19 protein-coding genes are annotated in these 22,811 nt (G+C 59.8%); 16 read left to right on the top strand and 3 right to left on the bottom strand.

Features of this window, described 5'->3' with window-relative positions; translation table 11 throughout:
• Window positions 1-219 precede the first annotated feature (219 nt).
• The 15 genes from BCM02_RS08770 (at window position 220) to BCM02_RS08700 (ending at window position 19,085) form a co-directional block, all read left to right on the top strand.
• Window positions 220-1,143 carry an ArsR/SmtB family transcription factor gene (locus BCM02_RS08770; RefSeq protein ID WP_148928662.1) on the top strand — a complete coding sequence of 308 codons (924 nt, stop codon included), beginning with the start codon at window positions 220-222 and terminating at the stop codon, window positions 1,141-1,143.
• 531 nt (window positions 1,144-1,674) lie between these two features.
• A complete protein-coding gene (locus BCM02_RS08765) occupies window positions 1,675-3,102 on the top strand; it encodes an ABC transporter substrate-binding protein (RefSeq protein WP_187434084.1) in 1,428 nt (475 codons plus the stop codon).
• Window positions 3,103-3,188: 86 nt separating this feature from the next.
• Window positions 3,189-4,082: a carbohydrate ABC transporter permease gene (locus BCM02_RS08760; protein ID WP_148928661.1), complete on the top strand. Its 894-nt coding sequence runs from the start codon at window positions 3,189-3,191 to the stop codon at window positions 4,080-4,082.
• A 34-nt stretch (window positions 4,083-4,116) separates the two neighbouring features.
• Window positions 4,117-4,956 (top strand): carbohydrate ABC transporter permease, encoded by an 840-nt coding sequence (locus BCM02_RS08755; protein ID WP_148928660.1) that lies wholly within the window; start codon window positions 4,117-4,119, stop codon window positions 4,954-4,956.
• Between the two features lie 3 nt (window positions 4,957-4,959).
• Window positions 4,960-7,392: a family 43 glycosylhydrolase gene (locus BCM02_RS08750; protein ID WP_148928659.1), complete on the top strand. Its 2,433-nt coding sequence runs from the start codon at window positions 4,960-4,962 to the stop codon at window positions 7,390-7,392.
• Between the two features lie 67 nt (window positions 7,393-7,459).
• Window positions 7,460-9,220 carry a glycoside hydrolase family 2 protein gene (locus BCM02_RS08745; RefSeq protein WP_148928658.1) on the top strand — a complete coding sequence of 587 codons (1,761 nt, stop codon included), beginning with the start codon at window positions 7,460-7,462 and terminating at the stop codon, window positions 9,218-9,220.
• A gap of 219 nt (window positions 9,221-9,439) precedes the next feature.
• Complete coding sequence (locus BCM02_RS08740) at window positions 9,440-9,859, top strand: GNAT family N-acetyltransferase (RefSeq protein ID WP_148928657.1); 420 nt, start codon at window positions 9,440-9,442, stop codon at window positions 9,857-9,859.
• A 317-nt stretch (window positions 9,860-10,176) separates the two neighbouring features.
• Window positions 10,177-10,554 carry a GntR family transcriptional regulator gene (locus tag BCM02_RS08735; RefSeq protein ID WP_187434083.1) on the top strand — a complete coding sequence of 126 codons (378 nt, stop codon included), beginning with the start codon at window positions 10,177-10,179 and terminating at the stop codon, window positions 10,552-10,554.
• A gap of 3 nt (window positions 10,555-10,557) precedes the next feature.
• Window positions 10,558-11,271: an ABC transporter ATP-binding protein gene (locus tag BCM02_RS08730; RefSeq protein WP_148928656.1), complete on the top strand. Its 714-nt coding sequence runs from the start codon at window positions 10,558-10,560 to the stop codon at window positions 11,269-11,271.
• Window positions 11,272-12,015, top strand: a complete 744-nt coding sequence (locus BCM02_RS08725) for a hypothetical protein (RefSeq protein ID WP_148928655.1) — start codon at window positions 11,272-11,274, stop codon at window positions 12,013-12,015.
• 2 nt (window positions 12,016-12,017) lie between these two features.
• A complete protein-coding gene (locus BCM02_RS08720; RefSeq protein ID WP_148928654.1) occupies window positions 12,018-13,112 on the top strand; it encodes a DUF4097 domain-containing protein in 1,095 nt (364 codons plus the stop codon).
• A 10-nt stretch (window positions 13,113-13,122) separates the two neighbouring features.
• Window positions 13,123-14,052 carry an ABC transporter ATP-binding protein gene (locus BCM02_RS08715; RefSeq protein WP_148928653.1) on the top strand — a complete coding sequence of 310 codons (930 nt, stop codon included), beginning with the start codon at window positions 13,123-13,125 and terminating at the stop codon, window positions 14,050-14,052.
• Window positions 14,045-14,989 (top strand): ABC transporter permease, encoded by a 945-nt coding sequence (locus BCM02_RS08710; RefSeq protein ID WP_148928652.1) that lies wholly within the window; start codon window positions 14,045-14,047, stop codon window positions 14,987-14,989. The genes BCM02_RS08715 and BCM02_RS08710 overlap by 8 nt, the downstream gene beginning before the upstream one ends.
• A 143-nt stretch (window positions 14,990-15,132) precedes the next feature.
• Entirely contained in the window at window positions 15,133-18,093 is a 2,961-nt protein-coding gene (locus BCM02_RS08705) for a hypothetical protein (RefSeq protein WP_148928651.1), read from the top strand.
• Between the two features lie 47 nt (window positions 18,094-18,140).
• Window positions 18,141-19,085 (top strand): YbjN domain-containing protein, encoded by a 945-nt coding sequence (locus BCM02_RS08700; protein WP_148928650.1) that lies wholly within the window; start codon window positions 18,141-18,143, stop codon window positions 19,083-19,085.
• A gap of 70 nt (window positions 19,086-19,155) precedes the next feature.
• On the opposite strand, the gene BCM02_RS08695 is transcribed toward BCM02_RS08700, so the two are convergent.
• From BCM02_RS08695 to BCM02_RS08685, 3 genes are all read right to left on the bottom strand, one after another.
• Complete coding sequence (locus tag BCM02_RS08695; protein ID WP_148928649.1) at window positions 19,156-20,175, bottom strand: FecCD family ABC transporter permease; 1,020 nt, start codon at window positions 20,173-20,175, stop codon at window positions 19,156-19,158.
• On the bottom strand, window positions 20,172-21,179 hold the full coding sequence (locus BCM02_RS08690) for a FecCD family ABC transporter permease (protein ID WP_148928648.1): 1,008 nt from the start codon (window positions 21,177-21,179) through the stop codon (window positions 20,172-20,174). The genes BCM02_RS08695 and BCM02_RS08690 overlap by 4 nt, the downstream gene beginning before the upstream one ends.
• Before the next feature lie 79 nt (window positions 21,180-21,258).
• Window positions 21,259-22,269 (bottom strand): iron-hydroxamate ABC transporter substrate-binding protein, encoded by a 1,011-nt coding sequence (locus BCM02_RS08685; protein WP_148928647.1) that lies wholly within the window; start codon window positions 22,267-22,269, stop codon window positions 21,259-21,261.
• Window positions 22,270-22,570: 301 nt separating this feature from the next.
• Between BCM02_RS08685 and BCM02_RS36285 the strand changes: the two genes are divergently transcribed.
• The gene (locus BCM02_RS36285; protein WP_281288155.1) at window positions 22,571-22,705 is read left to right on the top strand and encodes a hypothetical protein; all 135 of its coding nucleotides are present in this window, start codon (window positions 22,571-22,573) and stop codon (window positions 22,703-22,705) included.
• The last annotated feature ends 106 nt before the right edge of the window (window positions 22,706-22,811 follow it).

The raw sequence follows: 22,811 nt of genomic DNA, 5'->3' as shown, positions 1-22,811 counted from the left end.
GGATGGAGGAAAGGGAATCCATGCAAGGAGGGAGAGGGGCATTAGGCTTGACGTTTCTAATCGGATTGATCTGGAATCGAACGGCAGGTTTAGGTTTGATTTGACATCTTATTTATATTAATTGGTTAATAAACTAACGTTTTATTACAATATATATGGACAATTCGAATGAGGGATGTTTAAATAACTGTAAGAAAACAAAAAAAGGGAGGTCTATCGTTGCTAGAGCTGACCATCAATGAACCGGATCGCCTGGTCAAGGTCGCGCATGCCTTGAGCACGCACACCCGCATCGGCATTATTAAGCTGCTGCTTAAGAGGCCCAACGTCAATATTATCGAGATCGCGGAAGAGTTGAACATCCCGGTCTCGACCGCCGCCACGAACGTGAAGGTGTTGGAGGAAGCGGAGTTGATCCTGACCGAGCTGCAGCCTGCCACAAGAGGCGCGATGAAGGTGTGCAGCCGGAATTTCGACGATGTGCGCATGATTCTCAACCCGATCGCATTCTATCAAAATACGAGCAAGCTGATCGAAGTCGAGATGCCGATCGGCCACTTCATCAACTTCGACATCCAGCCGACCTGCGGGATGGCGAGCGCGGCGGGCATGCTGTTCGCCGAAGACGAACCGGACAACTTCTACCATCCGGACAGCCGGACGGCCGAGATCATCTGGCTGCGCAAGGGCTGGATCGAGTACCGGTTCCCGAAGAAGCTCCCGCCCGGAGCGCGGATCGCTTCTCTCGAATTCTCGCTCGAGCTCTGCTCGGAAGCACCGAATTACAACAACGACTGGCCGTCGGAGATTACGGTATGGATTAACGACACGGAGATCGGCTCCTGGATCTCGCCCGGCGACTTCGGCGACCACCGCGGCAAGCTGAACCCGCCGTGGTGGAACGACTCCAGCACGCAGCACGGCCTGCTCAAGACGTGGGCGGTCGATGCCGCGCGCAGCACGGTCGACAGCGAGCGCTGCTCCAATACGAAGCTGGCTGATCTTCGCTTGGACGAGAAGCCGTACATTGCGTTCCGGATCGGCCTTAAGCCCGACGCCAAGCATCAAGGCGGCATGAACCTGTTCGGCCGGCAGTTCGGCGATTACCCGCAAGGCATTATCATGCGCATGCAATATGAATAGCGTTGACTGGCCCGCATCATGGCTGGTCCCAAAGTTTCAGATGTTTCGCGCTTGCGCGAGGATCTGAAACTTTTTTGTTGGGAGCTTAGAAATTCAAGCATCCGGTCATCTAGTAAATCAAAACGTAAAGAATGTCCGCGGGAGCGGATGAAAGCGAAGGTCAGCACGGATGTCACAGGTACTGAAGCTTTGTCCGCTAGGACAAAAGCGTGCCCAGCTCAAGCCGACCCGCCGACCGCGAACAATCGTAGCAGCACGAAGAGGGGTGACCAGAGGGCGAAGCCCTTTGGTTCCCCTCGGCGGAGGGGGAAGGGGGAGCGAAAAGAGAATGATTCACTTTTTTTGAAAGAAAGCGTTGACAAGAAGAATATGGCGCATGTATATTTTGGATACAAACAAATAAGTTGTAACAAAACAAAGAAAGTAGATGCGACCGTGAAGGCGGGGGAATCCGAACAACATGGTGAAGCGACGTTTTGATCCGGCTTATTTGTTTCAAACGGAATCATTCATCCTTAAGGGGGAAGCGAAATGGTGATTTGGAAGCAGAAGTGGTCTCATATGTCGGTAGCGGCGATGCTGGTGCTCTCGCTGGGCGTGACCGGCTGCGCATCGAACAACAATAACGGCGGCGGCAATACGGCGAATACGGGCGGCAACGCGGAGCAGGGGACGAACGACGGCAAGGCCGCGGAGGGAACGAATAGCGCCGGCGCGAATGCAGGCTCGTCCGCGGACGCGAAGTCCGAGATCGAGTTCATGGGCTGGGGCGGCGACACCGAGAAAGCGGTGTTCCAGAAGCTGATCGACGATTACATGAAGAAATATCCGAACAAGAAGGTCAAATATACGGTCGTGCCGCCGGGGGAGTATTACCAGAAGCTCGATACGCTCATCGCGGCGAAGAAGACGCCGGACGTGTTCTACGCGGGCGGCGCGCACTTCAACAAGCTCGTCAACAGCGACCAGTTATTGAACTTGGATTCGCTCGTCGAGTCGACCGGAGCGGTCGATCCGAACAACGTCTGGAAGGCTGGTCTCGACCGCTACCGCTTCGACGGCAAGACGGTTGGCGCGGGCAGCTTGTACGGCCTGCCGAAGGACGTCGGTCCATGGGCGATGGCGTACAACAAGGACCTGTTCGACAAGGCCGGTCTCCCTTATCCAAGCGCCAAAGCCGGCGAATATACGTGGGATGACATGCTGGCAGCCGCTCAGAAGCTGACGGTCAAGAACGCGCGCGGCAAGATCGACACGTTCGGCATCGCGGGCTTCTCCCTGGAAGCGGCGGTATGGGGCAACGGCGGCGATTGGATCGACTACAGCACGGGCACCGTCACGATCGACACGCCGGAGTTCGCGGAAGCGATGCAGTTCGCGGCCGATCTCGGCAACAAATACAAAGTTAGCCCGACGCCGGACGACGAGAAGGCGCAGAACGGATACGCACGCTTCGTAGCCGGCAAGATCGCCATGTTCCCGATGGGCCCATGGGATCAACCGGGGTTCTGGAACCTGCCGTTCAAGTGGGACATCGCGGCATGGCCGGCAAGTCCGAAGACCGGTAAAACGGCGACATGGCTCGGCTCGCTCGGCTTCGTCGTCGGCAAGAACACGGACTATCCGGAGGACGCGTTCCAACTGGCCGCATACCTAAGCCTGGATCGCGATTCCCAGAAACAGAACTACGAGCTCGGCCAAGCGGTACCGAACCTGATCGATATGGCGAAGGGCGAATTCCTCCAGATGGACAAAGCGCCGCAGACTCGCCAGGTGTTCCTCGACATTATCGAAGACTACGGCAGACCGCCGGTTGAAGTCGGTTCTAAGAACCTGAAATGGCTGGATACGTTCAACCAGGACGCCAGCCAAGTGTGGACCGGCAAGAAGACGGCCGCGGAATTCCTGAAGGAAGAGCAGCCGAAGCTACAGAAGCTGTACGACGAAGGCAACAAGTAAGGCCCGAATAGCGGACGGGAGTGGCGAAGAGGTCGGGCATCCGCACCTTCGCCCCTCCCGCATGCTTGCGGCAGGGGAGGATACTAATGAAGAAAAAAACAACCGGCTTTCGGCGCAAGGAGATGCTGTGGTCCTTGGCGTTCGTGGCGCCGCCCGTGCTGGGCTTCCTGATCTTCGGCCTGGCGCCGCTGCTCACCTCGTTCGGACTCAGCTTCATGTCCTGGGATATGATGACGCCGGCCAAATTCGTCGGAGCGGACAATTTCGTCAAGATGGCGGAGGACGAGAAGTTTTACAAGGCGCTGTATAACACGTTTTATTTGCTGCTCGGCATTCCGCTTGGCATGATCGTGGCGCTCGTGCTCGCGATGATGATGAACCGGCCGCTCAAGGGCATCTCGATTTTTCGGACGATCTATTACATTCCGGTCGTCTCTCCGATCATCGCGATCTCGCTGCTCTGGCAGTGGCTGCTCAACTACGATTACGGCATCATCAACGAATTCATCTGGCGCATCTTCGGCGTGCAGGGTCCGAATTGGCTCGGCGATCCGAACTGGGTGAAGCCGTCGTTCCTGATGCTCGGCCTGTGGGGCGGCGTCGGCGGCACGATGGTGCTGTACCTGGCGGGACTGCAGGGCATTTCCTCGACGTACTACGAGGCGGCCGAGGTCGATGGCGCGAGCCGCTGGCATCAATTCCGCCATATTACGCTGCCGCTCCTGTCGCCGATTCACTTTTTCGTCGTCGTCATGGGCATTATCGGCACGTTCCAGGCGTTCAGCCAAATGTACATTCTGACCCCGGACGGCGGACCGGAATACAGCGGGGGCACGATCGTGTTCTATATTTTCCAGGAAGCGTTCAAGTACTTCAACATGGGCTACGCGAGCGCGGTTGCTTGGGTGCTCGGCATACTTATCTTCATCGTGACGCTGATCCAATTCCGCTTCTCCAAGCGTTGGGTGTATCAGGACTAAGCGTAAGCACGACCGTTAGGAGGCGTGAAGGACAATGGCGAAAGAACGCCGGCTTATCAACTTGTTAGTCTACGGCCTGCTGCTCGTGGGCTCCATATTCATGCTAGGACCGCTCATCTGGACGATCTCGACGTCGCTCAAGACGCAAGCGCACGTGTTCGACGTGCCGCCGCAGTGGATTCCGAATCCCGTTACCTGGACCAACTATGCGGACGTGTGGGATAAAGCGCCGCTGCTGCACGGGTTCATGAACAGCGCGATCATCGTCGTGACGGTGCTCTCCGTTGGCCTGTTCGTCGCGGCGATGGCGGCGTACGCGTTCTCGAAATTCGATTTTCCGTTCAAGGAAGCGATCTTCATGGCGCTCCTCGGCACGATGATGATTCCGTATTCGGTCGTCATGATCCCGCAGTATATCGGCTTCTCCGAATTGGGTTGGGTCGATACGCTGCTGCCGCTCATCGTACCGGGGCTGTTCGGCAATATCGTCACCATCTTCTTCTTCCGGCAGTTCATGCAGGGCGCGATACCGAACGACCTGATCGACGCGGCCAAAATCGACGGCTGCGGCTACTTCCGCACGTTCACGACGGTGGCGCTGCCGATCGCGAAGCCCGCGATCGCGGCCCAGGCGGCGCTCGGCTTCATGGGTATCTGGAACGATTTCATGGGACCGCTCATCTATCTGCACACGCCGGAGAAGCAGACGATCCAGGTGTTGATCGCGAGCATGCAGTCGAACTACATTTCCAACTCCAATTATCCGTCCATGATGGCGGCGTCGATTATCGCTCTGCTTCCGGTCATTATCGTCTTCTTCCTGGCGCAGCGCTATTTCATCGAATCGATGGCGATCAGCGGGATCAAAGGGTAACGCATGAAGCGCCAGGCGAAGAAATGGACGCTCATCGGCGCGGGAGCCGCGGTCATCGCGGCTGCCGGAGGCGCGCTGTGGATGACCGACAACAACGAAGCAAGCGACAAGGTGGCGGTAACGATGGAGAGAACCTACGAGAACCCGATGACGCTGCCCGAAGAGTGGGAGGATTACGGCATCGGCGACCCTTACGTGCTGCGGCATAACGGCAAGTATTACTTGTATTGCAGCACGAAGGATTGGCGCGTCGGCGTCAAAGCGTGGAGCTCGGACGATCTGGTGAATTGGACGTATGCCGGACTCGTGACGGAGGAGCCGCTGACCGAGGGCGCTTACGCGCCGGAGGTCGTCTATTGGAACGGCTCCTTCTATATGTACACCTCGCCGGGCGGCAAAGGGCACTACGTGCTGCGCGGCGACAGCCCGACCGGACCGTTCGCGATCAAGACGGAGAACCTCGGCCAGACGATCGACGGCTCGGTGTTTATCGACGACGACGCGAGCTGGACGTTCACCCGGGCGGAGTCCGGCGGCATCGTCGCCAGCCGGATGAGCGATCCGTACACGATGGAGGCGGGCACGAAGCTGAACAGCTCGCTCGGCCATTGGACGGAAGGGTCGATGATTATCAAGCGGGGCGGGACGTATTTCCTGACTTACACCGGCAATCACGTGTTCAGCAAAGGGTATCGCGTCAACTACGCGGTCGGGCACGAGGCGCCGGACGGGATGTACGCGATCGCGGCGAACAATCCGATACTGATCTCGACGGCGAAGGATTTCAACGGGCTGGGCCACAGCGCGACTGTGCTCGGACCTGACATGGATGCCTATTATATCGTCTATCACAATCTGATCGGCCATTCGGCCGAAGGGCCGCCCGTGCGGATGCTGAACATGGACCGTCTGACCTTCAACGGAGACAAAATGTCGGTGCTCGGCCCGACGCACGGCGCGCCAACCGAGGCGCCCGCGCTTCCGGCCTTCCGCGATCCGCTCGGCGGCGAGCCGGAGGCGGAGCAATGGGAGCGGGCGTCCGAAGCGGATGGCGGCAGCTTCTGGGTGACGAAGGCGCAGACGGATGCCCGGTTCACCGCGGAGTTCAACGCCGTCATCCAGCCGAAGGGAACCGGCGCTCCGGCGGGAGAGTCGTTGTTCGAGACGGTGGTCTCCTTCAAGGACGAGCAGAACTACCGCAGCATCGGCATCGACCCGGCAGCGGGAACGCTGTCGCTGCGGGAGACTCGCGAAGGTCAGGCGGCCGCGCCGCAAGAAGCGAAGCTGCCGGACGGGACCGATCTCGCGGCGCTGCACGCGGTCCGAATCGAATCGGACGCCGCGGGAACGCGTGTCTATTGGGACGGCCTGCTGCTGGCCGAGCGTAAGGAATGGCAGGCGGCGGCTGGACGCATCGGCTATCGGTATGCGGAACCATTGCAGCCGGAGTTGCATTATACCGCTTTCTCCAACGAGGCGGGCGGCAGCAGCGACGCCAAGGCGATCAAGCCGGTGCCGGGCACGGTGGAAGCGGCGCATGGCCTGACCGGCGAAGGCGCGGCGGCTTCGTTATCCTCGGCCGAGACGCCGGACGGCAGCCGGGCGGCGAAGCTGGCCGAAGGCGGCGAATTATCGTTCCCCGTCGACGTGAAGCGGGACGGGACGTATGCGATTGCCGCCATGGTATCCAAGGCATCGGCCGGCGCGAAGCTTGCGGTTCATGCCGGCGATGCGAGCGAGCGCGTCACGCTGGACGCCGGGTCTTTCGTTGGCGAGGCCGATTGGGCCAAAGTGCCGATCGCGCGGCTGACGCTTACGAAAGGGACGCAGTGGCTGACTTTGACCGGTATGAAAGGCGAAGCCGACATCCGCTATATCGAAGCCGCCTTGTCGGTCGAGATCGGCGAAGCCGGGCCGGTTGCATTCGATCCGGAGGCGACCTTCGGCGATTGGCAGGCGACGGACGGAAGCTATGCGCTGGCGAGCGACGGACAAGATAGCAAGCTATACGGCGGCGATGCGCGCTGGGGAGACTACGAAGTTTCCTTCGGCTTGACGAAGACGGCGGAATCGCTCGGGGAAGCCTCGATTCTGCTGCGGATGACTAGCGAGTCGGATTTCCCGGATCAGGTCGCCGACGCCTTCATCGGCTACGAGCTGGCGTTCCGCAACGGCCGCGTCATCCTGCGCAAGATCAGCTACGAGGTGAACGAAGAGCTCGATTCCGCGCTGCTGGAGATCGGCGAAGGCCAGACGGCTCGCGTCCGGGTGAAGCTGGATGGACCGAAGCTTACGGTGTACGCGGAGGGCAGCGACGAGCCGCTCCTCGCCTATGCGGATAGCAGCGCGTTCCTGCACGGGCGAATCGGATTGCGCGCGGGCTCGGCGGGCTGGTCGTTCTCCGAGGTAACCGTCTCCCCGCCGGGTAAGGAATAGAACAGCACGACATTATAAAGCGCTCCGCGCTTAGCGAGTGCGCGATCATGGAGTAGGAGATCAGCATATGACGACGAAGATGTATATCAAAGATTACCCCCGCCCGCAGTTCGTGCGGGAGAACTGGACGAGCCTGAACGGCGCGTGGCGCTTCGGCTTCGACGATGCGAACGAGGGCGAGCGCGCCGGCTGGCCGTCGCAATTCGGCGGCGATCGGACGATCACCGTCCCGTTCACCTACGAGACGAAAGCAAGCGGTATCGGCGAGACGGCGCATCATCCGAACGTCTGGTACAACCGCGCGCTCGAAATTCCGGCGGAAGCGGCTGGCAAGCGCGTGCTGCTCCATTTTCAGGCGGTCGATTATATCGCGAAGCTGTGGGTCAACGGCAGTTATGTCGGCAGCCATCAAGGCGGCTATGCGGCATTCAGCTTCGACATTACCCCGTATATCGGCTTCGGCGCGGACAACCAAGTGACGCTGAAGGTCGAGGACAGCCTCGACGCGACGCAGCCGCGCGGCAAGCAGCGCTGGGTGCAGGACAATTTCGAATGCTTCTACGTGCAGACGACCGGGATCTGGCAGACGGTGTGGATGGAGTTCGTCGATCCCGCCCATGTCGATGCCGTCAAAATAACGCCGGACTTCGATGCTCGTTCCGTCCGGTTCGAATACCAAGTGAAGGGCGATTTGAACGCGGCAGACCTCCGGCTGGAGACGATCGTCAGCCTGAAGGGCAACCCGGTCAAGAAGGCGAGCCTCTCGATCGACCGTCCGTGGCTGCAGCTGGACGTCGATCTCGTCCACGAGGCGAACGGCCCGTGGAAGCATTGCCACTGGTCGCCGGCCCATCCGAATTTGTACGATGTCGAGTTCGTGCTCTACCGCGGCGACGAGCGGATCGACCATGTGTATTCGTACTTCGGCATGCGGAAGATTTCGATCGAGAAGGGCAAGGTGCTGCTCAATAACGCGCCGATCTACCAGCGCCTAATTCTCGACCAAGGCTACTGGCCGGAGTCGCACCTGACCCCGCCTTCGGAAGAGGCGCTCATCGCGGATATCGACCATATTCTCGCGATGGGGTACAACGGCGTGCGCAAACATATGAAGGTCGAGGACGCGCGCTTCCTGTACTGGTGCGACGTGAAAGGCGTGCTCGTCTGGTCGGAGATGGCGGCGACCTTCGAGTTCAACGATAACGCGGTGCAGAAGTTCACCAACGAATGGATGGAGATCGTCCGCCAGCAGTACAACCATCCGTCGATCGTAACATGGGTGCCGTTCAACGAATCGTGGGGCGTTATGAACATTCGACATGACATCCGCCAGCAGCAGTTCACCGAATCGGTGTACCACCTGACCAAAGCGTTCGACCCGCATCGTCCGGTCATTACCAACGACGGCTGGGAGCATACGGTCTCGGACATCCTGACGCTGCACGACTACGTGGAGAAGAAGGACGAATTCCTGAAGCGGTATGCGAACAAGGACGAGATTACGGGCAACGAGAAGTCGTTCAACCACTGGAAATACGCCTATGCCGTTGGTTACCGTTACGGCGGTCAGCCGATTATCGTCAGCGAGTTCGGCGGCATCGCCTTCAAGTCGGAATCCGGCTGGGGCTACGGTAATCAAGAGGCGTCGGAAGAAGCGTTCATCGCGAGGTTCCGGGGCATCCACGAGGCGATCAAGGCGACGGATTACATCGTCGGCTACTGCTATACGCAGATTACCGACGTGCAGCAAGAGGTGAACGGTCTCCTGACCGAGGACCGCAAGCCGAAGGTGCCGCTCGAGCTCATTCGGGAAATCAATCTATCGTAACCTGCGCGAATAACGAAGAAACAGGCTCCGGCGAGGGGCCTGTTTCTTTTTTTGTCCGTTCTTTCTCCTCTAAGTTTTGTCCATAATACGCATGTATCGATCTTGACGCGGCGCCGTGGCGAACTGGATCATTACAATCTCATGTAATTGGATCTTTTTTTCGGTCGCCTTATCCGTTATCGTTAACGCATACGAGCCCTCGAGAAGGAGTGAACCGGAATGACCGTCACCATCGCGCAGACCGATGAGCAAATAAGCGCGACATTCGCGATAATGAAACAGCTTCGTCCGCATTTGGCGGAGGATGCGTACGTGCAGACAATTCGGAGCTTGCAGGAGCAGGGCTACCGGCTGGCCGTCATCTTCGCGCAAGGCGAAGCCAAGGCCGCGGCCGGATACCGAATCGGCGCGAATCTGGCCTGGGGCCGATTCTTGTACGTGGACGACTTGATCACGGATGAAGCGAGCCGCGCCAGCGGATACGCCGGCGAGTTGATGGATTGGCTCGACGAGGAGGCGCTTCGCGCCGGATGCCAGTCTATGTACCTCGATTCGGGCGTGCAGCGGCACGATGCCCATCGCTTCTACTTGAAGCGGCGGATGCGGATCGCCGCGCACCATTTTGACCGCGTGTATTAATCGCTTGTACTCGCTTTCGTCCTGCATGCAGATTAGTGAAGATCGCCAACGAAGCCGCTTTTGCTTCGCGCGTCCCGAGTAGGGCGTTCGAGCTGAGGCGGCTTTTTGACATACAAGTATGTATAAGTTTCACGCTTATAAATCATCTTGTATTTCTCTGGAATGAAACGCGCCGCGCTGCCAAAAGACGGCTACGGCCGTTCCGCCTTGGAATGTTTGCCCAAAAAGTCGTTGACAATTCGGTCTAGGGCCATTAATGTTTGAAGTGCACTAGTAAGATAGTGCACTGGTTCGTTGAGGCGAAGGAGGGTAGAACGTTGCAGCTGAATTTCAACAGCCCCAAACCGATTTATTTGCAGATGGTCGACGAGACGAAGAAGGCGCTCGTCCGCGGAGAGCTCGCTCCGGGGGACAAAATTCCTTCGCTGAAAGAGAGAGCGCAAATGTCCAACGTGAATCCGAATACGGTACAGCGGGCTTATCAAGAAATGGAGCGGGAAGGACTGACGGAAACATTGCGCGGACAAGGGACTTTTATCAAGAACGACCCGGCATTGCTGCTGCATATTCGTTCGGAAATGGCGCAAACCGCCGTCTTGCATTTCATTGAGGAGATGCGCGGCTTAGGCATAGAGGCGCAAGAGATCGAGCGGATCCTGCGCGACCAATTATCGAAGGAGAAGAAGGAGGGTTAGCGCGTGTCTACGGAAGTTACGGAGAACATGATCGAGCTGTCCGGCGTGCAAAAGCGGTATTTGCTTAAAGCCGCCTTGACCGGCATCGACCTTCAAATTAAGAAAGGCAGCATCGTCGGGCTGCTCGGCCCGAACGGAAGCGGGAAGTCGACGCTGCTGAAAATTTTGGCCGGCCTCATCCATCCGACGTCGGGGGCGATCCGCATCGCCGGACGCGCGCCGGACGCCAGCCACAAGAAGCAGATCGCCTACCTGCCGGAGATCGACCATCTATACGGCTGGATGACGGTCGACGAGACGCTGCGGTTCATCGCCGGATTCTACGACGACTGGCAGGCGGACAAGGCGGCCGAGCTGCTCATGACGATGGATCTCGACGGCAGGCAGAAGGTGCGGAATCTCTCCAAAGGGATGCGCGCGCGCCTAAAGCTGATCGCCGCCCTGTCCCGGAACGTGCCGCTCGTGCTGCTCGACGAGCCGTTCTCGGGCATCGACCCTTCGTCGCGGGCCAAAATCATCCGGTCGATCGTCAGCGAATTCCAGACCGGGGAGCAGACGATCATTCTGTCGACGCATTCGGTCAGCGAGTCGGAGCCGATGTTCGACGAGGTCATCTTCCTGCACCATGGCAGCGTCAAGCTGTTCGATACGGCCGACAACCTGCGCTCGTCGTACGGCTGCTCGCTCGAGAACATTTGGGAGAAGGTGTACGCGTAGATGGGCTTCCGCAATTTATTCCGCAAAGAAATGAAAAGCTTGTTCCCGTTGTTCGCCGTCTACGGCATTGCGGTTACGGCCGCGCAGGTGATCGTGAAGTTCAAAAGCGGCGGGTGGGGAACCGACGCGCCGCTGGTCATCTCGCTCTTGATGCCTCTCCTATTCGCGGCTGTCCTAACCATCGGCGCCGGTTACTTTCAACTGAGCACGGAATGGCGGACAAATACGATTTACCTGCTGCTGTCGCTGCCGATCCGGGGTTGGAAAGTGCTCACCGCTAAGCTCGTCGCGCTGATGGTTCTGCTCGTCGGCACGCTGCTGTGGGTCAGCGGAAGCTTCAGTCTGATCCTGCTCCGAAGCATGTGGAAGACGCTGTTCAGCGATCAAGTGTTCGGCGAAATTCCCCTAACGATGCTCAACGTGGCAGGCAACAGCCTCTGGATGTGCCTGCTGACGATCGTGCTGTTTGTCATGCTCGCGCAGTTCGCGTTCTTGTGCGGCCAACTGGTCACCCGTTTTCGGTGGCTCGTCGCGCTGGCGGCCTTCTTCGCGGGACTGTGGCTGATCTTCCGCGCCGCGCCGCTCTTGTCGATGCTGCTCGCCTGGCTGCCGGATATTCGCTTCGGAGGCGAACTGGACGACGTGATCTATCTGCATTCGGGCATGTTCGTCGCGCTCGTGCTACTCGCCGCGGGTCTGATGTGGCTGAACGGTTATTTATTCGAGAAAGTCGTGGAGGTGTAAGGATGGCATTGCGAACGAATCGGATCGTCCTTCTCCTCTTGGTCGCGGCCGCGCTGGCCGGCATGATCGTCGACATCGGAATCGGCAAGGAAGAGATGTTCGAGGATTTCGGCCGTAAGCTGGTCAATGAACAGAAGACGAACGTGTACGAGGAAGCGAATCAAGACGCGACGAAGACGATAGAAGGGGAGCTGGCGGTTCAGCCGGGCGCGATCAAGAACGTGGCGCTGTCGGGGTGGAACGGCGATATGGACGTCAAGCCCGCGGACGGCGCGACGATTCAGCTGCGCTATAAGATAACGATCACCGCGCCAAGCGAGGAAGCGGCCGACCGGAAGCTGGCGAAGCTCAAAGTCGGCGAAGCGAGCGAGGGCGATACGCTGACGCTTGCGGCGACGCTGAACGGCGAACCCGTAGACGATGGTTTTATCTCGCTCGATTACGAGCTGCTGCTCCCCGCCGGCCTGAAGCTGATCGCGAAGAACCAATACGGCGCGTTGACGGTTACGGACACGAAGGGCGATCTCGACGTCCAGTCGGACAGCGGCATGCTGGAGATCGCCGGCGTTGAGGGAGAGATTGCGGCGGACGCGTCATACAGCAACGTGTTCATGCACGATATCGTAGGCGGCATCGACTTCAAGAACGACTATAGCGACGTCAATATCGAAGGCGTGCGCGGCGACCTCCGGCTTGCGAGCGACAACGGCGTGAACTATATCCGTTCGGTCGACGGATCCGTGACGGGCAGAGCGGAACTCGGCTCCGTCGTGCTAAGCGGCACGGGCGACGCCGACATCTCGGTCGTCGCGGGCAACGTCCAACTCGCCGGCATGCGGGGCGATGCGCGCATTCGGCCCGAGTCGAGCGACGTGACGGTCATGCTGGACGCGGGCGCGGGCTACGCGTTGGACGTTTCCGTTCAGGACGGCGGCATTCGTACTCGGCTTCCGCTAAAGGTCGAGCGCGATCCGCAGAATTTCGGCTTAAAGCGTCTCCGCGGCGAGGTAGGCGACGGCGCGCGCGCGATAGCCATCGATGGCGTCGCGTCGGACATTCATCTATATACCCGTGCGGCGGAGCCGCAGAAGAACTAGGAGGCAGACCATGATGAGCGAACCTATCGTAAGTCTTCGCAACGTGACGAAGCGAATCGGACGCAAGACGATTATCGACAACGTCTCGTTCGACGTGCCGAAAGGCGAAATTTTCGGCTTCCTCGGGCCCAACGGAGCAGGCAAGACGACCACGATCCGGATGATGGTGGGCCTCATGTCCATCACGTCCGGCACGATTACGATTCAAGGCAAGAACGTCGCGAAAGAGTTCGAGCAGGCGATCCGCCACGTCGGCGGCATCGTCGAGAACCCCGAAATGTACAAATTCTTGAGCGGCTACCATAATCTCGTTCACTATGCGCGCATGGTGCCCGGGGTGACGACAGAACGCATCCGCGAGGTGGTGGAGCTCGTCAAGCTGGAGGACCGGATTCACGACAAGGTGAAGAAATACTCGCTCGGCATGCGCCAGCGGCTCGGCGTCGCGCAGGCGCTGCTGCACCGTCCGTCGCTGCTCATTCTGGACGAGCCGACGAACGGGCTGGATCCGGCGGGCATCCGCGAGCTGCGCGACTACTTGCGTCAATTGACTCGCGAGGAAGGGATCACGGTCATCGTCTCCAGCCATCTGCTCTCCGAGATGGAGCTCATGTGCGACCGGGTCGCCATCATGATGAGCGGCAAGATCGTGGACGTGAAGCCGACCCGAGAGCTGATCGGATCGCACGATCAAGCGGCATCCTACTTGATCGAGGCATCGCCTGCCGAGCGCGCGTTCGCGGCCGCTGTCGAGTTCGCGGGAGCAAGCGCGGTGAAGGCGGTTCCGGAAGGCGTGGAAGTGACGGCGGACCGCGATCAGGTTCCGGATATTCTCGCCCATCTGATGCGTACGGACGTCCGTATCTACGGCGTGACGCCGATGCGGCAATCGCTGGAAGACCGGTTCTTGGAAATTACGGGAGGTGAGCGCGTTGGTTAACTTGATTCTCAACGAGAACATGAAGCTGTACCGCCGTTGGCGCACGTGGGTCATGGTGGCGCTCATGATCGGGGCCGTGCTGCTCGGCAGCTTCGTCGAGTGGTACTACGACGACAAGGACGCGCCGCCGGACGCCTGGCGGACCGAGATCGCGGAGGAGAAGGAACACTTTAACAAGCTGTTGGCCGATCCGGGGATGGACGAGGAGACGATCACGTACGCCAAAGACCAGCTGGCCATCGGCGAATACATGCTAGCGAACGACATCCGGCCCGAGTCGGGAACGATGTGGGACGGCATTAATGGTTCCGCGACGCTCGTGATCCTCATTACGCTGTTCACCGTCATCGTGGCGGGCGACAGTCTGGCCGGGGAATTCTCGACGGGCACGATCAAGTTGCTGCTTATCCGTCCCGCGAGCCGTTCGAAAATACTCGTCTCCAAATATATCTCCATGATCATGTTCGGACTGCTGCTGCTCGTCGTGCTGTTCGTCGTATCGGTCCTCTTCAACGGAGTGCTTTATCAGTTCAAGGACATTGGCCTTCCGCTCGTCACGACCGACGCCGCCGGCAACGCCGTGGAGAAGAGCATGGTCGCCAATTTGTGGCTGACGTACTTGTTGAACGGCGTATCGACCATCCTGTTCGTCACGATGGCGTTCATGATCTCGGCGGCGTTCCGCAGCAGCGCGATGGCGATCGGCTTCTCGATCTTCGCGTTGTTCGCGGGCACGCTCTTGACCGAGTTGATCCAGGCTTATTCGTGGGCGAAATACGTGCTGTTCGCGAACCTCGACTTGTCCATGTATTTGGTCGGGCGTCCGTATCAGGAAGGGATGACGCTCGTCTTCTCGATTCTCGTGCTGGCTGCTTACTTCGTCGTCTTCAATCTCGTGTCGTGGCTCGTGTTCACGCGCAGAGACGTTGCGGCGTAACCGCTGCATAGCTAAACCGGCTACCGTTTCTCGGCGGCCGGTTTGTTGGCGTTTGCCATATACGCTGATCAGCCCAGATGATACAATATTAATCGACATAAATCGATCGTTATCGGGTCTGAAGTCGTATAGGGGGCTGCATTGTGAGCGAGCACGCGTCCGCGCAGCGGACTACATCTAACCAAGCGCCGGTCCAGGCGCAGCCGGCTCGGACTGGCACGGCAACGACGGGGAGCGCGGACCCTCGGCAATTGACGGCCGCCAGCCTCATGCAGCTGCAGCGAACGGTGGGCAATCGCGCCGCGCAGGGAATCGTGCAACGGACGCAGGGCGGCCAGCCCGCGCTGCAGCGAGCCGGCGGGAACGCGCCGCCGCAAGGGCAGCAGCAGGGCCCGGGCGGCACGCCGTCCGCGCCGACGCTGACGCCGGAGCAGGAGCAGCGCAAGCGGGATTTCGAGACGGCGCGCGATGCCAAGGCCGGGGAACTCGCGACGGACGCGTTTACGAAAATCCGAAGCGGCGTTAAGCAACAATTGGACGTCTTCCTGACGTCCGATTCGGCGGCGGCGCCGATCCGCGAGAACGTGAAGGCGAAGGTCATCTCGGAAATCTCGGCGAGCATGTCGGGCGGCACGGACGATCAGAAGGCGGATGCGCTCAAGTTCGCGGAGGCGAGCGCGCCGGGCCTCATGCTGCGCAAGCTGAAGTCCTACGCGGAGGAGGTCGCCAACGCGCAATACGGCGATAATAAGAAGCCGGGCTTGGCCGCGGAAGCGAAAGGCGTGTATGATGCCGTGGCGCCGAGCGCAAGCGACGCCGCTTACGAGAAGCAGAAAACGAAGGCGGCAGCCGACGCGAAGAAGAAAGTGGACGGGCTGGTCAAGACGGCCGTCGCGGGGGCGGTTACGACGTCGAAGACGGTCATTGCCGCCAAGTTCGCGCCTTCGGCTTCGGGAGCCGCAGGCGGCTTCGACCGGATCGACGTCGGAACCGTCGGTCAAGACGAGCTGAACAAGCGGCTCGGCTTCGAAGACAAGCTCGTCGACCAGACGGTCGTGGAGACTGAAGATATCGGGAACAATCAGACGCGCGATATCAAGGATATGGAGCATATCTATCGCACGGTACTGGCCGCGCCGCTCAAGAAAGCGGTTCTCTCCAAACTCGGCGTCGGACGGAGCGGCTTCCGGCGGTCCAAGGAGTTGAACAAGTACCGCGATGAGCTGAAACAAGGGGCGCGCAGCAAGGTCAACACGCAGATCAATGCGGAGATCGCGAGCCGCTCCGGCGGGGCGATGTCTCCATCTCCGAACAAGGCCGAGTACATGAAGATGGCGACCAAGGTAAAGGCGCATAAAGAGTCGAAGAAGCTGGTCGACGACGTCATGGCGCTAGAAGCCGACGCGATCGTCGCGCGCCAAGTACCGAAGACGGAGACGCTCGATAAGCTGACCAAGCTCGCCAAGAGCTCGGCTTACGAAGCGGCCAGGCAGAGCAACGCGAACGCGGGCAGCCTGACGGACGCGCAGAAGGAGAAGATCCGGGCCGCGGGCGTCGAGGCGGCGACCGTGCACGCGAAGGAGCTGCTGAAGAAGAAGCAGGAAGCGGCCGTGCTGGACGCGCGCAAGATTACCAAAGGGACGAAGGCGACCGCGCAGGCGCCGGCGACCGGGCCGGATGCGGCGAAGACCGCCGAGATTCGCGGGGCGGTGGAGGACGACGGGAAGACGAAGGATATGGCCAAGAAGCTGATCGACGAGTCGATCGCGGCGCCCGACATTACGGGCGGCATGAGCCGGATCGGCCGGCTCATCGACCTGGCCGCGCCGAATCCGGGCGATGCCGCGTCGATGAGCGTCGAGCTGAAGATTCCGTTCGCTTCGGCGCACGGCGCCGCGCAGGGCTACTTCCTGTTCGGCTTCGGCGGCGAAGCCGAGCGCGAGGACGGCGAGCTCAGCGTAGGCACGGAAGTTACGTTCGGCGCGGGCTTCTCGACGTTCGGCCTGGACGCGAACTTCCGCGTCGGCGTGCATCTGGACGGGAAGGGCGCGGGCTCCGGTCAAGTCATGAACCTGCTTTCCTACGGCTTATATCGCGAGATGACGAACGTATCGAAGCCGGCCGCGCAGCATTTCTGGGGAAGCGGCGGCAAGTCCGGCGACACGAAGATGGTCGAGGCGGAGAAGTGGGCCATGATGATCGAGGAGCAGTACTTGACCGCGGGCGCGGAGGTCAGCGTCGGTTACTTGATGAAGATCGCGATGGAGGCGAACGTCGGCGTTGCCGAGTTCTCGGCGGATCTTGCGGGCAAGCAGCTGAGCACGTATAACATGGATGTGATCGGCAAGAAAGGCAAAGATGCGTCGGGACGCGCCTTGACGGCCGAGGAACGAGTGAACGCGGGCAGCATCGGCAAGGGAGAGATCCGCAACATCTACGACGCCTCGACGGAGGTGGAGCTCAAATTCGGCAAAGACAAGGTGGCCTTCGGACTCGAAGGATCGCTTACCCGAATCGGCAAGAAGCTTCGGGAGGCGAGTCTGACCCTGTCGGCCAGCATCCCTTCGCAATTCGGCGAGGAAGGCGGCGACATGACCATGTATGCGGGCAAAATCGTCACCGCGGCCGTCGGCGCCGGCAAGAACCTGTCCGCCCTGCTCGCGAAAGCGGCGCGTCCGGAGCATAACCGCGGCGAGCGCGCCACGGGCACCGTGCTGGACGCGGGCAGCGACGCGCTGTTCACCGGCAATTACTTCGACGACATCGGGACGAGCTTCTCGGAGAAAATCATGGGCGACGAGACGGTCAACGACACGATGCGCTCCTGGCTGCCGGGTCAGGACGACAGCGCCTCCGCCATCGAGCAGAGCGCCAAGATCGGGTTGTCCAACGCGCTTCAGCTTGCCGTCGAATTCAAGAAGGAATACGATGAGAACGGCGTGTCGGGCGGCTGGGAAGTGACGCTGTCGGCGAGTCAGGTGAAAGGGCTCGAGGTCGACGCCGAGGTCGTGAAGGTCGCGGTGGAGAAGGCGAAGCGGCTCGGCAAACTAACGTTCGGCGGCGGCAATCCGGTCGCGGTCGAAGGGCTTGGCTTCAGCCGATGAGGAAGCATGAAGCGAGAGAGACGTTTGATCGCGAAGGAGGTTAGCGAATGACGGAACATGACAACACCCGCGGCGACGCGCCGCGCGAGGAAGAGAGCCGCGCGTTCCGGTTCCGGACGTTGACGGGCGAGACGCTTGCGGCCGAGCTGCTCCGAGTCCGCTTGACGGACGAAAATGAAGAGCAACGCTGCTCCCTCTTGTTCAGCATGGATTGGGACACCTATCGTCAGCTTGCGAGAGGCGAGTGGATGGGGCTGCATGGGTATGCGCGGGACGGGGCTGCGGAGGCTGGCTTCGATGCCGGCAGGCCGATTGAGCTTGCGGCCGTCCTGAAGCCGGCCGTGATGGCCGCGGCGCTCGGAACGGAGCCGGAGGCGGAGCAGACGAGCGCGATCCTGCTCGGCGAAACCGATGCTTCGGCCATGCTGCGGCAGAGCGAGAGCTGGCTCGTGACGGAAGCGAAGCAGCAGGTCGTCCTTCCCGAAGAATTGGCGGGCGGTTCGCTCAAGCGCGGATACCGCACGATGTGGGCGGAGCGTCGCGATGGCGGCTTGGCGCCGGTCTCGCATCGCGCGTCGCTCAGCGAGGTCGTTCTGCAGGCGTTGGAGGGTATGGGGCTGGCGTACGAGCGGCTGACGGACGATCTAATTCGACTGTCTTGCACGGGTGAGAACGGGACTTGGATCGCGCTTGTCCGCACGGACGAGGAGGAGGGCCTATGTCTGGTCTATTCCGTCTTCCCCGAGCCGGTACCGGAGGAGCGTCGGGCGGAGGCGGCGATCTTCTTCGTCCAGGAGAACTACGATCTGACGGCCGGGAGCTTCGAAATGGACGGCGAGGACGGCGAGGTACGATTCCGGACGAGCTTGGCGGCTGGAAGCGTAGGGATGACGGTCGCGATGTTCACGCGGCTGTTCGACGTGAACGTATCGACGATGGATCGGTATTTCGCCGCGATCGAGGACGGGATTGTGAACGGATTCGCGGAATAACGGGAAAGGAGGCAGGTCGCCAAGGCGACCTGCCTCCTTTTTGTTCTTCGCATCACGTTATCTTAATTGGTTAACCCGCCGCTTTGTCTTTGCGCAGCAGCAGATAGACGAAATACGGTCCGCCGATCAGGGCGACGATAATGCCGGCCGCCACGCCTTCCGCGCTGCCGATGTTGCGTCCGATCGTATCGGCCACGAGCAGCAGGAGGCCGCCGACGAGGACCGAGACCGGCATGAACAGCTGGAAGCGCGGACCGACGAGCGCTCTGGCGATATGCGGCGCCATCAGCCCGACGAATGCGATGCCGCCCGCCACGGAGACGGCGGCCGAGGCTAGCGCGACGGCTGCCAGCAGCAGCCACGTCCGTTCTTTGTTCATCGAGACGCCGACGCCGATGACGACGGGATCGCTCAAGCCGAGAATGTTCAGCCGGTTCGCTTTGTAGAGGGCGAACGGCACGAGCACGACCAGCCAAGGAAGCAGCGCGTAGACGAACGGCCAATCCGTCCCCCAGATGTTGCCCGCCAGCCATTTGGCGATGAAGTCGACCTTCTCCCGTTCGGCGGAGGAGATCAGGACGAACATGAGACCCGAGAGGGCGAAGGCGAAGCCGATGCCGTTCAGCACGATGGCGATCGGCTGAAGGCCGTTTCTGCGGCTGTACGAGAACAGATAAATAAGCAGCGTCGTGATCATCGCGCCGATGAAGGCGACGAGCGGAATCATGTAGACGAACGAGCCGGGCTCGATCGGGAAGAACAGGAAGAACACGGCCACCCCAACGCCGGCCCCGGCGTTGATGCCGATGACGCCGGGATCGGCCAGCTCGTTGCGCGTTACCCCTTGGAGGAGCGAGCCGGATAGCGCGAGCGCCATGCCGGCGAGCAGCGTAATGACGATGCGCGGCAGGCGGATGGAGAAGAGGACGAAGTCTTCTTTGAACGTCCCTTGCCCGAACAGCGTCGGGAGCAGACGGTCATACGAGAGCTTCGCGGCGCCAAGCCCCATGCTGACCACGATCGTTGCCAGGATGAGCGCGAACAGGACGACGAGAATCAAGCGTTGTTTCCTGATTGCGGATTGTCTCATGCGAATGCCTTGCCCCCTTTACGCGCGACGTACAGGAAGAAAGGCAGGCCGATGATCGCGACGATCGCGACGACCGGCGTCTCGTACGGCGCGTTCAGCGTGCGGCCGATCGTATCGGCGAGCAGCATGAACGTCGCGCCGATGACAGCGGCGAGCGGCAGTATGTAACGGTAATCCGTTCCCGCGAACGCGCGCACGAGATGCGGGATCATGAGACCGACGAAGACGAGATTGCCGACGAGGGCGACCGCCGCGCCGGAGAGCAGGATGATGACGACGAAGAGCGCCATTTTGATCTTGGTCGTATTCTGGCCAAGGCCGAGCGCGACCTCTTCATTCAAGCTGAGAATCGTCAATTGGCGCGACAGCATGATCGCGACGAGGATGCCGACGGCAACGATGGGCGCGATGATCTGCAGCTGGCTCCACGTTGTGCCAACCATGCCGCCCGCGGTCCACGAGGAGACGAACTTGGAAATTTTATAATGAATGCCGACCCACTGCGACAGCGCTAATAAGAAGGCGGACACGGCGGATCCGGCCAGCACGAGCCGCACCGGCGAGAAGCCGCCTTTCTTCAGCGCGCCGATGCCGAAGACGAATCCGGCGCCGACGGCCGAGCCGATGAAGCAGGCGACCATCGTGGAGAACATGCTTCCCGCGCCGAAGGCGATCGATACGGCCAGCGCCGCGTTGGCGCCGGACGTTAGTCCCAGTAGGCCGGGATCGGCGAGCGGATTGCGGGTAATGCCCTGCATGATCGCGCCGGCGACGGCCAGCGCCGCGCCGACGACGATCGCCGCGATCTCGCGGGGCAGACGCATCTCGCGGATGATATTAATCGACTGGCTGCTCTCGCTCGAGGTAAGCGCCGCCCATACGTCCCGGACGGCGATGTCCGCCGCCCCGAAGGCCATGGCGACGACGAACATGGCCGCGAGCAAGACGAGGGAGCCGATGAATTTGATTGTGAACGTTATCGAACGCTGATTATTCTTCGCCATTATCACTCATCATTTCCTTCTTAGAATAGGGAAAAAGGAATTCTTAAAGTGGCTTTAAGAATTCCTCCCGAAGTATTTATTAGTTGCCGAGGAAAGATTTTTTGATGAATTCGAACTGTTTTTCGAGCGTTACAGGGTCGCTGAACGAAGCGCCTTCGCCTTGCATTTCGAAGACGTGGTTGTTCTTCACGGCCGGGATGTTTTTGTACATCTCGGTTTGTTGGAACGCCGCGTCGGCATCGGAGTATTTGCTCAGCAGGACGTAGTCGCCCATGTAATCCGGGAGCACTTCCGCGGAGAGGGTGTAGTATCCGGCTTCAAGCGCGTCGGCTTTGACTTTCTCCGGCATCTTCAGCTTCATGCCTTGGTACAGGATTTCGGTGCCGCGCGCCCAGTTCGCGCCGTATACGTACAGATCTTTGCCCCATGCTTCGATGACGGATACGGTCGCGTCTTCGCCGATTTTCGCGCGGATCTCGTTGCCGGCTTGCTCGACGCGGGATTTGAAGTCGTCTACCCATGTTTGAGCTTCTTGTTCTTTATTCAGCAGCTTGCCGATCTCGACGTGTTGTTGCAGGTAATCGAGTTTGCCCCACGTGTACGTAACGACAGGCGCGATTTCCTTCAGCTTGTCGAGGTTCTTGATATTGGAGAGACCGATGATAAGATCCGGGTTCAGCTCAATGATTTTCTCGAGATTCTCGTCGGATACTTCTACAACGTCTTTCATTTCTTCGGTGAACGTCGGGTTCGTCTTGGACCATACGTCCGCGCCGACGACAGGAACGCCGAGCTTGATGACGTTGCCCGTGAAGCCGGAGAGCATCACGACGCGCTGCGGGTCGGCGGGTACTTCTACCGGACCGGTCTCGGATTGATAAGTAATGGTGCCCGTTTTCGTCTCGGTCGCTGCCGCATTGCCCTCGGTTGCGTTGCCTTCCGCTGCATTGCCTTCAGCCGCCGCGTTGCTCTCTGTCGCGGCGTTGTTGCCGGCTGCCGAGTTGGCGTTGTTCGCGGTGTTGTCCTTGCCGCCGCATGCGCTCAGAACGAGCACAAGGATCAGGACGAACGGTACGAGTAACTTCTTCATTGCTGATGTCCCCTTTAATGTTTATAGGTTATTTCCTTGCTCACCAATTCTCGATGATAATGATTATCATTTCCAACGAAAACAAATATATCGCGATTCCAATACGGTGTCAACGGTTTTTGGACAAATCAAGGTTTTAGTTTGTCCATCCTTCAGAAATAATTTCAATAAAGGAAATGTAAGGGTTTACGACAATTGTTGACAATATTCTACCGATCCCCGAAAATGTGGGAGGCGGCTGCGAGAAGCGGTTTCGCCGGACTCCGCGAATGGCATTATAGATAACGTCGCGAGAGTATGAATGGAAAACAGTCAAGGCAAATGGCAAGAGACGGCGGAACCGTCGTACGACAGACCGATGGGCGTGACGCGGCTCTCGATTCTGCTGCTTATTGGAGAGGCAGACGGCATCCGGGCGGCATGGAATGCGCTATAGATCGCCTACTTGTGCCGGGAAACCGCTTCCTGGTATTTTAAAACGAACAATGAGAGCAAATAGAAGCCGCTGGCTGCCGTATTCGGCGCCGCGATCGCGGTGTTCG

It is taken from the genome of Paenibacillus methanolicus, from assembly GCF_008124765.1.
In the GTDB taxonomy this organism is placed as follows: domain Bacteria; phylum Bacillota; class Bacilli; order Paenibacillales; family Paenibacillaceae; genus Paenibacillus_Z; species Paenibacillus_Z methanolicus.
This window is presented reverse-complemented; position numbering and strand designations above follow the sequence as displayed.

Coding starts and splice junctions, on each gene's coding strand:
- BCM02_RS08765 (WP_187434084.1), top strand. CDS start 1,675: ATGGTGATTTGGAAGCAGAAGTGGTCTCATATGTCGGTAGCGGCGATG.
- BCM02_RS08760 (WP_148928661.1), top strand. CDS start 3,189: ATGAAGAAAAAAACAACCGGCTTTCGGCGCAAGGAGATGCTGTGGTCC.
- BCM02_RS08755 (WP_148928660.1), top strand. CDS start 4,117: ATGGCGAAAGAACGCCGGCTTATCAACTTGTTAGTCTACGGCCTGCTG.
- BCM02_RS08750 (WP_148928659.1), top strand. CDS start 4,960: ATGAAGCGCCAGGCGAAGAAATGGACGCTCATCGGCGCGGGAGCCGCG.
- BCM02_RS08745 (WP_148928658.1), top strand. CDS start 7,460: ATGACGACGAAGATGTATATCAAAGATTACCCCCGCCCGCAGTTCGTG.
- BCM02_RS08740 (WP_148928657.1), top strand. CDS start 9,440: ATGACCGTCACCATCGCGCAGACCGATGAGCAAATAAGCGCGACATTC.
- BCM02_RS08725 (WP_148928655.1), top strand. CDS start 11,272: ATGGGCTTCCGCAATTTATTCCGCAAAGAAATGAAAAGCTTGTTCCCG.
- BCM02_RS08720 (WP_148928654.1), top strand. CDS start 12,018: ATGGCATTGCGAACGAATCGGATCGTCCTTCTCCTCTTGGTCGCGGCC.
- BCM02_RS08715 (WP_148928653.1), top strand. CDS start 13,123: ATGATGAGCGAACCTATCGTAAGTCTTCGCAACGTGACGAAGCGAATC.
- BCM02_RS08700 (WP_148928650.1), top strand. CDS start 18,141: ATGACGGAACATGACAACACCCGCGGCGACGCGCCGCGCGAGGAAGAG.
- BCM02_RS08695 (WP_148928649.1), bottom strand. CDS start 20,175: ATGAGACAATCCGCAATCAGGAAACAACGCTTGATTCTCGTCGTCCTG.
- BCM02_RS08690 (WP_148928648.1), bottom strand. CDS start 21,179: ATGGCGAAGAATAATCAGCGTTCGATAACGTTCACAATCAAATTCATC.
- BCM02_RS08685 (WP_148928647.1), bottom strand. CDS start 22,269: ATGAAGAAGTTACTCGTACCGTTCGTCCTGATCCTTGTGCTCGTTCTG.
- BCM02_RS36285 (WP_281288155.1), top strand. CDS start 22,571: ATGGAAAACAGTCAAGGCAAATGGCAAGAGACGGCGGAACCGTCGTAC.